This is a genomic window from Spirosoma koreense (assembly GCF_054777875.1).
The window spans coordinates 606,994-619,380 of record NZ_BAAHAC010000029.1 but is presented as its reverse complement, the minus strand read 5'-3'; the positions used below and the strand labels follow the sequence as shown (position 1 = coordinate 619,380).

The window sequence follows — 12,387 nt, the reverse complement described above, 5'->3', positions numbered from 1 at the left end:
GGTACCTTACGGTTGCAGAAGCGTCGTTTGTTCGGCTACGCTCCTGATTTTTTCTTTTGAGAAGAAAGCCGGGAAATAGCTGTTTTCAGCCCAGATCGGAAACAGATCGCCATAATGCGGGCTGTCGGGGTTACCCGACTGACCAGGGCTGTTAATGCCCAGGGTTTTGTCCCAGTCTTCGGTGTCGACCAGAATCCGGAACGACGCGCCGTGGCTTTGGTTCAGGTCGTTGCTCGTAGCATTGACGGTTTCGCCATAACCCCCCCGTGATACAGGGCCGAGATTGATGCGTTTCTGCATGGCTTTATCCACTAAGCCGCTGAGCGGATGCGTGAGGGTAATGTGTTTATTCTTCCGCTGGCCATAAGCCCAGTCGTCGGTATCGCTGCCCAGTCGCTCCGTCAGTTCGCCGACCGCCTGATCGAGGCAGGCCAGTAGCAGGCTGTCGCGGGAGGCAGTCGGAATCAGTAGCGCGTCGATGACACGTTTAGATGGTAACGTTTTCAGGTAAGGGCGAGCCACTTGCGGAACCTTTTGCTGATAGACAGCCTGTTTCAGACGGCCTTCCCAGGCGACATAAATCGCTGCCGCCACGGACTCGGGTTTGAGCTGATAATCCCACTTACGCAGGTAACTCAGTGCCTGTTCGGTTCCGTTATTGGGTGAGGCTAGGTTCTGTAGCAACGGTACTAAGGTGCGGGCCGGGATCGACAGATAGTCGGCCTGCAACGCCATGAAGTCGACCAGGTTTTTTCGCTTACCGTCGTTCAAAACTTCTTCAATGCGGTGTGCGCGGCTCGGGGCTGTCCAACTCCAGCCGATGGCATTCCGGTGCGGAAAATCGGCCGGGGTGAGGTTGTTGTTTGCCGTGACGACGTAGCCCTCGGCCGGATTCAGGTTGTTCGGCAACTGCTGAATGGGTAGGTACCCACTCCACTCAAACCGCCCGTCGCCGGGTACGGGCACCAGTCCGGTAAAATTTTTCCGAATCGGCGACAATCCTACAGCTTGCCAGCCAATGGTGCCGTTTCGGTCAGCCCAAATCATGTTTTCGCCGGGAATACGGCTGTATGCACAAGCTTGCCGGAATTCCGGCCAGGTACGGGCCTGGTTCATGCGCAGGCTGGCCAGATAAGGGGTGCAGCCCGTTTCGAGCCAACCTGCCCGAACGGCGTAGGCTTTGTGATGTTTCGTATCTTCAAAGACAATCGGACCGTGTCGGGTATATTTTAAGGTAGTAGTAACCGGTTGGCCAACTTTCATCGGTATTCGCTCGGTCAGGATTTTCATCGTCACCCAGCTTCCTTTGTAGCGGTACTGGTTCGGGTTTTTAGGGTTGGTCTCGTATACATACAGATCTTCGTTGTCGGTTTCGAAAATCGTCAGGCCCCAGGCCCCAAAATCATTGTGGCCGATTGAAACACCCGGTAAGGTAGGTTCACCGGCTCCAATGACATTCCATCCCGGAGCGTTCAGATGGACCCAGTACCGCAGCGAAGGGGTCGATTGAGCCCGGTGCGGATCATTAGCCAGCATCGGGTAACCACTCGCCGATTTACGGCCGGAGAGCACCCAGTTGTTCGAACCTACGTACTGCTTTTCCGTATCGAACCAGTCATCTATCGATTTTTCAGACCGCCGGACCTCATCTTCGTCGATTTTAGAGGCTTTTCCGCCATCTTTTAGCGGCAGGCGAAACGCTTCGTATAATTCCAGAATCGGCTGAAACAACTCATCGCCGTTTACGTGCAGCGTCAGGTCAGGATCAGTTGCTTTCATGGTGGGATGAAACCACTGCAACTCGCGCAGCTTATCCGGACCGATCAGTTTGGCAAGCCGCCCGTAATTCAACTCATCGCGAACATTGCCTAATAAGCCCTGGTGTCGGCTGATCACGATTTCGGGCGTCCAGAAAGCTGGTTTTGTGTTCAGTACCCGAAATTCGAAGGGAAGCTTTTCGGGGGTTCTCAGAATTTCGGTGATGTATGCGTTGATCCCGGCAACAAACGCCCGAACAATTTGCGGCCCATGCGGGTGGTAATGCTTCAGTTCCTGGTCGATGTTGCCACGAAACCGAAAGAGTCGGGTACCAATATCCCGCTTCGTTTCCTGCGGGCCAAGCAGTTCGGCTACCGTGCCCGTGGCCTGTCGGCGCCAGATTTCTAACTGGAACAGCCGGTCCTGAGCCGCTGAATATCCCTGGGCGAAGAATAAATCGTGTTCGTTTTTGGCATAAATGTGGTTTACACCCCACTGATCCCGGATAATTTCGACGGGTTGATGCAATCCCGGTGTTCCGATGGTCTGTTTGGGCTGAGCATAACAGCGAACGGTGAAGACGCTTATGAAAACGAAAAGCAGATAACGCATGAGATCCTGAATTTTGGTTAAGATACGGCAACAAGCGGCACCCTGAAACTTCAGGGATCTCTTTATGCGGCTGCTTCCTGGCTTTAGTTCGTACGCTTGGGTTAAACAAAAGCCGGGAAATCGTCCATAAACCGAACGTCGGCGGTGTCATGGTCGATGCAACAGCAATAATGCATCATGCCGTTGGAAATGACGACGTAGGGAGCCCGGTGTACGTGGTTGTAGCGGCTGATCTGGTCGAAAACGCTTTGGGTGAGGGTAATATGCGGAGCCTTGCATTCGACCACCAGAAAGGGCTGGCCCTGTCGGTCGAAGACCACGATGTCCGTACGCTTCTGCGTCTGGTTCAGCATAAGGCCGCCTTCCGAGCGGATCAACGCTTTGGGATAAGCATAATGCGTCAGCAGTAGATTGACGATATGCTGCCGAACCCATTCCTCGGGCGACAGGCGTACGTACTTCCGCCGTAATAAATCGAAAATATAGGGTTTCCCGTCGACTTGCTTAGTTTTGTGATCAAACGGGGGGAGGTTCAGCGCAACCATAACCCAAATTTAACGAGCGGACGAGTGAATAGCGAAAGTGTCGGTAAAAATATGCCGGAGTCCTACCGAAGCTGATTCATTTTTGACGCGCCTATGTACTGACTATGAAGACAAAAGAAGAAATCGTTCAGAATTGGTTACCCCGCTACACCGGGACACCCATCGAGCAGTTTGGCGAATATATATTGCTGACCAATTTCATTAATTACGTCGAACTGTTTGCCCAGAAGTTTAACGTCGAGATTTTCGGCGTTGGCCGGGCCATGCAAACCGCAACGGCCAATAACATTACCATCATCAACTTTGGCATGGGCAGCGCTATGGCTGCTACGGTGATGGATCTGCTCTCGGCCGTCGATCCGAAAGCTGTTTTGTTTCTGGGAAAATGCGGTGGGCTGAAGAAAACTCAGCTGGGCGATCTGATTCTGCCCATTGCGGCCATTCGGGGCGAAGGGACCAGCAACGATTACATGCGCCCCGAAATTCCGGCGCTACCGTCGTTTCGGCTGCAGCGGGCCGTATCGTCGACTATTAAGCGATACGAACTGGACTATTGGACCGGCACCGTCTATACGACGAATCGTCGGATCTGGGAACACGACGAAACGTTTAAAGATTACCTGAGGGAGCTTCGGGCGATGGCCATCGATATGGAAACCGCCACCATTTTTACGGTTGGCTTTGTAAACTCCATTCCACACGGCGCGCTGCTGCTCGTTTCCGATAATCCGCTAGTGCCTGAGGGCGTTAAGACCGAAGAAAGCGATAAGCGCGTAACGGGTCAGTTCGTGACGAAACACCTGGAAATCGGTATCGACGCGCTGCTCGAACTCGAATCGTCGGGCGATTCGGTAAAACACCTGCGGTTTGAGTAGGCAGGTTTAAGGACCTTGATAGATTAATTGTTCACAGAGGCACGGAGAACACGGGGTTATCCAGTACAAAACTCCGTGTTCTCCGTGCCTCTATGAACAATCAATAATCTTTCTCTGCTACCAAAACCAGATAAGCACCTTTGGCGGCCAGGTTGACAGGTGCTGTTTAATTGCAATAGTCGCTGATGACTTTATAAGCAGGATTGTAGCCAAGTTCGCCCGCTTTGGAGAGATCGAGGCAGCCCCCGTTTTCGTCGCCCAGGCTGTGTCTGATAATACCCCTCACATAATAAACTTCCGCATAAGCCGGGCTTAGTTTAATGGCCGTATTACAATCCATAATAGCCGCTCGCTGATCGCCCTGTGCCGACCTGATTAGCCCCCGACTGAAATAAGCCTCGGCATAGGCCGGACTGAGCTCGATCGCTTTGTTCAGATCAGTGATAGCCGCTTTTGCGTCGCCCTGTTTGTTTTTGCTAATACCCCGACTATAATACGCTTCGGCCCGTTCGGTACTCAATTCGCTGATTTTGCTCCGCTCCTGAACCAGGTTCCGGAGGTTGTCGAGCGTAGCCCGCGTGATACGACCGCTATAAACGACCTTCGACTCGACGTTGATATTGTCAAGTTCAATGGCCTGATTGAAATCCTGAATAGCACCTTTCTGATCGCCCAGTTTACTACGGCAGAATCCACGACCGTAGTAAGCTCCGTAGTTATCGCTTTTGAGGGCTATGGTGCGGTCGTAATCGGCCAGAGCACTTTTATACTCGTTTGTTTTTCCTTTGGCATAACCACGAAATAAATACGCTTCGGCGTCTTCGGGAGTTAGCTCAATGGCTTTGGTGAGATCGGCTATCGCACCTGTAAAATCATTGAGTTCAACTTTCGACATTCCCCGGCGGATATACGCCTGCGACCGTTTGGGAGTTAATTCGATCACTTTCGTGAAATCGGGCAGGCTGCCCGTGTAGTCGTCGAGCTTTTGTTTTGCAACGCCCCGCACAAAATAAGTCTGTGCATTGGTGGGGTCCAGCTCGATCGCCTTCGTAAAATCGGCCAACGCACCCCGGTTCTGTTCGAGCCGGCTCCGGCTGACGCCCCGGAAGTAATAAGCCTGAGCGTCTTCGGGGTTCAGTTCGATCGATCGGCTAAAATCGGGTAAGGCTCCGCGGTGATCTTCCTGGCGGCTCTTGCTGACTCCGCGGCTGAGGTAGGCCAGCGCGTCTTTATTGTTCAGATCGATGGCGTGGTCGTAGTCCAGAATGGCTCCCCGGTGGTCTTTCAAATTTGCTTTCGCCAGGCCCCGGTTGTAATAACTGGGTGCATTTTCCGGATTCATCGAAATGGCCATGCTGAACGCTTGCAGCGCTCCGGTAAAATCATTTGCCTTACTCTTAGTAAGGCCACTTTCGAAGAATTCAGCGGCTGTTTTCTGAGCGGTAGCAGAGAGAGGAAAGCTGGCGTACAGGCAAAGTACAACCAACGACAGTACATGTCGCTTCATAGGGTAAGTCTGGAAGTTTTCGGTGAGTACGGGTAATCGAGGAGGCTAAATTAGCCGTTAGAATTTAGTTAGCCAATGCTTACGCAGGTAAAATTGAACATATTATAGAATTGGCTATTAAACCTGTGAAACGATGGCTAAATAAACGGGTGAGCCATCAGTCAGTTGGTTGCTATTTGGTTCAAAGAGGCTACTAATTGATGAATCGTCAGCTCTCCTTTTTTAATAAGTGACATTTTGTCGTAAAAACAATTCTAATGTCAAAAATATAAGTCAAAATGGCAGTATGTGCATTCTTTTTTACACTGGTACAAGGTTTGCCATATAGCAAGTGTATTTGACACTGAACAACCCAACATAACACATAAAATCATGGCAACTTTAGTTCGTTATAACAACTTCCCTACTTTCTTTAATCCTTTCTACGGCCGTCCTGTTATCAATCGCTTCCAGAATACGACACCAAACGTACCGGCTGTTAATGTCAAAGAAACGGAAACAGCTTTCCACCTCGAACTGGCCGCTCCTGGTCTGAAAAAAGAGGATTTGAAAGTGAACGTCGAAAACAATAAGCTGACGATCGCTTATGCATCGGAAGTGAAATCGGAAGAAACTACCGGGAAATTTACCCGGCAGGAGTTCGGTTTCAGCTCGTTCGAGCGGAGCTTCCGGCTGCCTAAAACGGTTAATGCCGACGAAATCAAGGCAGCGTATGCCGATGGTATACTGACAGTCGAATTGCCTAAAATTGAGGTAAAAGACGAAAAAACCGTCAAAGAAATTTCGGTTGCCTAAGTAAAGGGCATAGGGGCAGGGGCTCAGGAGCCTATAGCTTCATCAGTAAAAAAGCTCGCACTGATTTGTGCGGGCTTTTTTTGTTTTATGCCAAGGGCATGGGGCATAAGGGTAAGCGAGGTGTCCAGTGTCCAGACCACACCCTTACCTCTATGCCCTATGCCTATTCTCCACCGCCACCATAAACGCTTCTAACTTCCGCTCGTCCAGCTTCCCGTTTGTTCGAACCCCACTGCAGATATCCAGGCCGAAAGGCTGTACCATGTCGATAGCCTGACGAACATTGTCCGGGTTCAGGCCGCCCGCCAGAAATACCGGAACCGGCGATTGCCCGACAATCTGACGGCTGATTTGCCAATTGTGCACCCGGCCTGTGCCACCCAGCTCTTTAATGGCCAGTGTTGGATTGCCCGAGTCGAGCAGAAGGGCGTCGGCACCGTCCTGCACCGCTTTAAGCGCTTCGTCGATATTTCGTTCATCAACGACGTGAATAACCTGCACCAGCTTTGTGGCAGGCAGAAGCTCGTGTAATCGAGCGTAGGTTTCGGGCGCTACCGCATCGACAAGCTGAATGGTGTTGGCACCCACCCGCTGCTGATGGGCGAGGATATCCTCGGTATTGATTTCGCTGGTGAGCATAAACATAGCTACGGGTGGGGGTGTTGCCCGTACAATCTCCGCAGCCAGTGCATCACCCACTACACCAGGACCACTGGGCATCCGGCCAACCAATCCCAGCGCATCGGCACCGAGCCTGATCGCCAGTCGGGCTTCGTCCAAGCTACTAATGCAACAAATTTTAACCCGTGTCCTGAACTGAGATTCCATTCTTTTCGGTTGATTGACTAAACAAGACAGCAAATTTACGATTCGCTGGCTAAACGAATGGTTGAACAATACACCAACGACTCTTACGCATCGCTCCGCATCCCCGAATTCCGCTACTTCGTCATGAACAGTTTCCTGATCACGGTTACGCTGTTGATTCAGGAAGTTACTCTGGGGTATGAACTTTATAAGCTTACGCACGATCCGCTGATGCTGGGGTTGGTGGGGCTGGCCGAAGCCATTCCCTTTATCATTCTGTCGTTGTTTGGGGGGCACCTGGCCGATCGGCGCGACAAGAAAAGTATTCTGCTCTGGAGCCTGCTGGTCATTGTCCTGAGTTCGGTAATTCTCTATCTGGTTTTTCAACCTTCGGTGGCAAGCGGTTTGTCACGAACCGCTCAACTGGCTACCATCTACGGTGTACTGATGCTGATCGGTACAGCCAAAGGATTTTATTCGCCAGCCAGTTCCTCCCTGAAGCCGTTTTTAGTACCGCGCGAACTTTACGCCAACTCGGCCACGTGGTACAGTTCCTTCTGGCAGGCGGGGGCTATCGTAGGGCCTGGACTGGCCGGGTTTCTGTACAACTGGGTTGGATTCGACAACTCGCTGATCGTAGTGATTGGCCTGCTCGTCGTTTGCTTTTTTCTGATTACGCTTATCGAGCGAAAGCCCGTGCCGATCAATAAGGAGCCAAATCAGGGCTTCCGCGAAAGCCTCAAGGAAGGTTTCCGGTTTGTCTTCAAGACCCAGATCGTACTTTATGCCATCTCGCTCGATTTATTTTCAGTACTATTTGGGGGCGTCGTAGCGATCCTGCCGGTTTTTGCCGAAGATATTCTGCACGTGGGCGCGCAGGGACTGGGCTTTTTGCGAGCGGCTCCTTCGGTGGGTGCTTTGCTGACGATGGCGTATATGACAAAGCACCCGCCCACGCACAATGCCTGGCGAAATATGTTGCTGGCCGTCACTGGCTTCGGTGTCGCAACCATCATTTTCTCAATGTCTACCAACTTCTACCTGTCGTTGCTGATGCTTGGGCTTACCGGTGCTTTCGATAGCGTCAGCGTAATCATCCGGCAAACGATTCTGCAGATTTTTCCGCCCGATCATATGCGCGGACGGGTGGCCGCGGTGAATGGAATCTTCGTGAGTTCGTCCAACGAAATTGGCGCTTTCGAATCGGGTTTGCTGGCGCGGTTGCTGGGCACCGTGCCATCGGTAGCGCTGGGTGGTGTGGTGACTTTACTGGTTGCGGGGTATGTCTACACGAAATCGAAAGAATTGTTTACCGTACGGCTAAGTTGACCGCATAAAAAACACCGGGTTGAAGACCGGTGTAGACTGAATACGAGTGAGGTTTCGTTTAAGACCGGGCCAACGATCGATTCAAATTCAGCAAGAATGTGTCGACATCAATCGGCTCGTTGAGTAAAACGCGGGCGTTGAAAATTTCCCAGAAGAGTTCGTCTGAGATCTGATAATCACGTTGCAGCCGGACCATATCACGAATGCTTTCCTTCAACTGTCCCATCGGTGTCTGCGCTCGCGAAGTGAGAGACGGATAGTTTTCCATAACCTGAGTTTGTTAACGTGCCGATTCCTAAACACACTCGCTATTAGATTGTTCTCTTACTAAAGCCTGCTAACAAACAGGCCGTTAGAATAATTATATTGTTACTTTTCGTAGTAAGCCAGAAACCGTAAGTTAACCTGGACCGGTACAATTAAATTTTTCGCAAAAACTTTTATAGTTGATTATCAAGCAGATGCTAAAGCCTGTTTTTCTCGTTGCCGGCGCTCTTCTGGCCATTGTCAGCCTTATGGCGTTGATACCCCCACCTCACCGTCCGAAGCCGGTCAAGCTGGTAAAAGCCTGGGAGACAGATACCACGCTTCGTACGCCTGAATCGGTTCTTTTCGATGGCAACAACACGCTGTACGTAGCGAACATCGACGGCAAATCAGATTCGCTGGATGGTAGTGGGTTTATTTCGAAGGTTTCGCTGGATGGTAAAATTGAAAATCTGCGCTGGACTTCGGGCCTGAATGCACCCAAAGGTATGGGCCTCTACAAGGATAAGCTGTACGTAACGGACGTTTACCGGTTGGTATGCATCAATACCGCCAACGGGCAAGCCGAAAAAACCTGGGATGCAGTTGGAAAGGGAGCTTTCCTGAACGACGTGACAGTCGATAAAGATGGTACAGTGTATGTTTCGGACAGCCGCGCGGATAAGATCTACCGTCTGAAAGAGGGAAATTGGGAAGTGCTGGTGGCAGGCGAACAGCTCAATAAACCCAACGGAGTTCTGGCGGTTGGCAAGGACAAGCTCATGGTGGGTAGTACAAAAATTGGGGCCTTGCGCACCATGGATCTGACGACTAAAGCTATGACAACGGTAGCCGACGGCATGGCCAATACCGATGGGATCGTGCCGGCCGACAAAGGCAGTTATTTCGTCTCAGACTGGAACGGGCAGGTCTTTCATGTCAGCGCCGACGGGGCGAAGCAACAGTTGCTGGACACTCGTGGCGAAAAAGTGAATGCCGCCGATATTGAGTACGTAGCAAAGAAAAAGCTGCTGATTATCCCTACTTTTTTCAAGAATAAACTGGTGGCTTACCGCGTCGAGTAGGGCTGACGTTTGTTTTGATCTAAAGCCGGAGAACCGTGCCACGGTTCTCCGGCTTTAGATCAAATGCATAGGGAGAGGCCGTTTCTTCAGGAAAGCAACTGCCTGATAGCGGCCTGGGTCCGCTCCACGCCAAAACCGCTGAGGGTTTGGTTCATCGTTTGCACGATCAGTTCGTTGCCGAGGTTGCCGATACTGCCTTCATGGGTATGATGTAGCTGGCGCGGAGGCTGGTACGTATGCTCGGCAATTTCCTTCCCGACCGTCCGGTAAGCCTCCCGAAATGGTACTCCCTGCAGCACCAGTTCATTGACCCGCTCAACGCTGAACAGCAGATCGTATTTCGGGTCATCCAGCAGATTGGGCTTAACCTGGAGATGTTCGAGCATGAACTCGGTAATATCGAGACAATCCAGGATTTCGTCGAAAGCGGGCATCAGTATTTCTTTCAGCAGCTGCATGTCGCGGTGATAGCCCGATGGCAGGTTGCTCATCACCAGGGTTACTTCCATCGGAAGCGCTTTCAGCCGGTTGGTTTTCGCCCGCAGCAGTTCGGCTACGTCGGGATTCTTCTTGTGCGGCATAATGCTGGAACCGGTGGTCAGCGCATCCGGCAGGATCAGAAACCCGAAATTCTGGCTGTTGTACAGGCAGATATCCATTGCCATCCGCGAAATGGTAGCGGCTACGGCAGCCAGAGCGGTTAGAGCAGTTTGTTCGGTTTTTCCGCGGCTCATCTGCGCGTATACCACATTTACATGCATACCTTCGAAGCCGAGCAATTCGGTGGTCAGCGTCCGGTTTAGCGGAAACGACGAGCCATAGCCCGCCCCTGATCCAAGCGGGTTTCGATTGGCGAGCCGGTAAGCGGTCTGCAGAGTGAGCATGTCGTCGGCGAGGGCTTCGGCGTAAGCCCCGAACCACAGCCCAAACGACGAAGGCATGGCAATCTGCAGGTGTGTATAACCCGGCAACAGGTCGGCTTTGTGTTGCTCCGACCGGCTGATGAGCCGGGTAAAAACCCGCTCAACAGCTTCTGCTACCCGCCAGAGCCGGTCGCGGGTGAAGAGTTTCAGATCGACCAGCACCTGATCATTGCGCGACCGGCCGGAGTGAATTTTTTTGCCCACGTCGCCCAGTGCCCGTGTCAGCATCAGTTCTACCTGCGAGTGTACATCCTCGACCCCTGCTTCGATCGCAAACTGTCCGGCCTCGATCTGCCCGTAGATGACCTTTAGTTCACCCGTCAATTGCTCCAGTTCTTGCTGCGAGAGCAGATCGATAGTCTGCAGCATTTGTGCGTGTGCGAGGTTACCCAGCACGTCGAACGGGGCCAGATAAAGGTCCATCTCGCGGTCGCGCCCGACGGTAAAGCGTTCGATTTGGTCGGCCGTTGTAACGCCTTCTTTTTGCCAGAGTTTCAATGTCAGTGAGCAAACGGGTGAAAGAGCGAATCATATAGTCGCTCGTTTGCGTCGGCAAAGGTCGTAAAGAAAGTTGGGGAGGCAAGGAGCAGGTTAGTCCGCCAATGGCTTTTCCTCAACTATCAGGTGCTGCTGTGCCTGATTTTGCACCTGCCTGCCCAGCCACCAGAACCCACCGGCAGCCACCATACTGATACCGGCTAAAACCAGCCAATGTATTGAAAAACCAGCCCGTGCCACCATCGCTGAACCAAAAGCGGGTGCTGCCGTTTGGGCCACTGCCCCACCCATGGCGTAAAGTCCCAGGTACTGCCCACGGGTGGAAGGGCTCGACCGGCCAACGGTAAAGGACTGCAGGAAAGGCATCACCAGCATTTCGCTGACAGTAGCGACGACAATAAAGAGCAACGCCACTGCAATCCCGTGCGTTGTTCCCGGAGTTAGCTGAATGGCCCAGTTCGGCAGAACAGACAGTAACAGGTAAGCGACGGCCAGTAACGTAGTACCTGCGGTAATCAGGCCCAGCTTCGATCGATTTCGTTGCTCAAGGGTATAGACAAGCGCCATCTCGACGACTACGATCAGCAGACCGTTGAGCGCCATCAAACTGCCAATCAGTTGCTCATCGATGCGCAGGATTTCTTTGAAGAAGAGCGGCACAATCGAAAACAAGTGCATAAACACCGTAAAATACAATGTGGCGCAGACGACAAACCCAACGAACAGCCGATCACGATACGGGCTTTGAGGCTCTGGCTGGTCTTCTTTCAGGCTGCTGACCAGCACCGATACCGGCTTCCTGGAGTCGATGGGAGGCACGGGTAAAAACACCCAGAGCACAACCCCCGCCGTAAGGCAGGTCAGCCCGTCGGTCCAAAACAGAAGGCTGTAGTTCAGGCTGGCCAGCCAGCCACCCAGGCCACCGCCAACCGCCCAGCCGAGGTTGATAGCCAGCCGATTGAGCGAAAAAGCCCGCGTACGAGTTTCCGGATCGGAATAATGGGCAATGGCCGCCTGGTTGGCCGGGCGAAAAGCGTCGCCAAATAGAGTGAAAATAAATACGCTACCGCAAAGCGCGTAGAAATTGACGACGAACTGGAGCGCTACTAAGGCTACTCCACCGAACAACAGGCTGACTAGCTGGACATAGTAAAATCCGATCCGGTCGGTCAGCCTGCCGCCCAGATAAGTTCCCACAAAAGCGCCCGCTCCATAAACGGCCATGACGATTCCCGTATGCGTAACCGAATAATGCAGGTATTGCGTGAGGTAAAGCGTCATGAAAGGCAGTACCATCGTTCCGCAGCGGTTGATGAGCATCACGCCCGCCAGCAACCAGACTGATGGCGAAAGCCCCCGATAAGCGCGTTGGTACAGATGAAGCGTTTGCCGAATCATACCGGAAAG

Annotated in this window: 11 protein-coding genes; 4 read left to right on the top strand and 7 right to left on the bottom strand. The window is 52.3% G+C overall.

The window, feature by feature from the left end; translation table 11 throughout:
* Positions 1-6: 6 nt before the first annotated feature.
* Positions 7-2,370, bottom strand: a complete 2,364-nt coding sequence (locus tag ACYVC2_RS30460; protein WP_461109142.1) for a penicillin acylase family protein — start codon at positions 2,368-2,370, stop codon at positions 7-9.
* Between the two features lie 101 nt (positions 2,371-2,471).
* Positions 2,472-2,915: a type I restriction enzyme HsdR N-terminal domain-containing protein gene (locus ACYVC2_RS30455; RefSeq protein ID WP_461109140.1), complete on the bottom strand. Its 444-nt coding sequence runs from the start codon at positions 2,913-2,915 to the stop codon at positions 2,472-2,474.
* A 104-nt stretch (positions 2,916-3,019) separates the two neighbouring features.
* On the opposite strand from ACYVC2_RS30455, the gene ACYVC2_RS30450 reads away from it, so the two are divergent.
* Complete coding sequence (locus ACYVC2_RS30450; protein WP_461109138.1) at positions 3,020-3,790, top strand: AMP nucleosidase; 771 nt, start codon at positions 3,020-3,022, stop codon at positions 3,788-3,790.
* Between the two features lie 166 nt (positions 3,791-3,956).
* Here the strand turns inward: ACYVC2_RS30450 and ACYVC2_RS30445 are convergent, their stop codons facing one another.
* Positions 3,957-5,297 (bottom strand): tetratricopeptide repeat protein, encoded by a 1,341-nt coding sequence (locus ACYVC2_RS30445; RefSeq protein WP_461109136.1) that lies wholly within the window; start codon positions 5,295-5,297, stop codon positions 3,957-3,959.
* A 372-nt stretch (positions 5,298-5,669) separates the two neighbouring features.
* On the opposite strand from ACYVC2_RS30445, the gene ACYVC2_RS30440 reads away from it, so the two are divergent.
* A complete protein-coding gene (locus ACYVC2_RS30440) occupies positions 5,670-6,092 on the top strand; it encodes an Hsp20/alpha crystallin family protein (RefSeq protein WP_461109134.1) in 423 nt (140 codons plus the stop codon).
* A 150-nt stretch (positions 6,093-6,242) separates the two neighbouring features.
* Here the strand turns inward: ACYVC2_RS30440 and ACYVC2_RS30435 are convergent, their stop codons facing one another.
* Positions 6,243-6,920 carry a phosphoribosylanthranilate isomerase gene (locus tag ACYVC2_RS30435; RefSeq protein WP_461109132.1) on the bottom strand — a complete coding sequence of 226 codons (678 nt, stop codon included), beginning with the start codon at positions 6,918-6,920 and terminating at the stop codon, positions 6,243-6,245.
* 57 nt (positions 6,921-6,977) lie between these two features.
* Between ACYVC2_RS30435 and ACYVC2_RS30430 the strand changes: the two genes are divergently transcribed.
* Positions 6,978-8,228 (top strand): MFS transporter, encoded by a 1,251-nt coding sequence (locus ACYVC2_RS30430; protein ID WP_461109130.1) that lies wholly within the window; start codon positions 6,978-6,980, stop codon positions 8,226-8,228.
* Positions 8,229-8,286: 58 nt separating this feature from the next.
* Here the strand turns inward: ACYVC2_RS30430 and ACYVC2_RS30425 are convergent, their stop codons facing one another.
* Positions 8,287-8,496, bottom strand: coding sequence for a hypothetical protein (locus ACYVC2_RS30425; RefSeq protein ID WP_461109128.1), 210 nt, complete (start codon positions 8,494-8,496; stop codon positions 8,287-8,289).
* A 193-nt stretch (positions 8,497-8,689) separates the two neighbouring features.
* Here ACYVC2_RS30425 and ACYVC2_RS30420 point away from each other — a divergent pair, with 193 nt between their 5' ends.
* A complete protein-coding gene (locus tag ACYVC2_RS30420; protein WP_461109126.1) occupies positions 8,690-9,559 on the top strand; it encodes an SMP-30/gluconolactonase/LRE family protein in 870 nt (289 codons plus the stop codon).
* Positions 9,560-9,645: 86 nt separating this feature from the next.
* Here the strand turns inward: ACYVC2_RS30420 and argH are convergent, their stop codons facing one another.
* Both argH and ACYVC2_RS30410 read right to left on the bottom strand, forming a co-directional pair.
* Positions 9,646-10,980, bottom strand: a complete 1,335-nt coding sequence (gene argH, locus ACYVC2_RS30415) for an argininosuccinate lyase (RefSeq protein WP_461109124.1) — start codon at positions 10,978-10,980, stop codon at positions 9,646-9,648.
* A 93-nt stretch (positions 10,981-11,073) separates the two neighbouring features.
* Complete coding sequence (locus ACYVC2_RS30410; RefSeq protein WP_461109122.1) at positions 11,074-12,378, bottom strand: MDR family MFS transporter; 1,305 nt, start codon at positions 12,376-12,378, stop codon at positions 11,074-11,076.
* Positions 12,379-12,387: the final 9 nt, after the last annotated feature.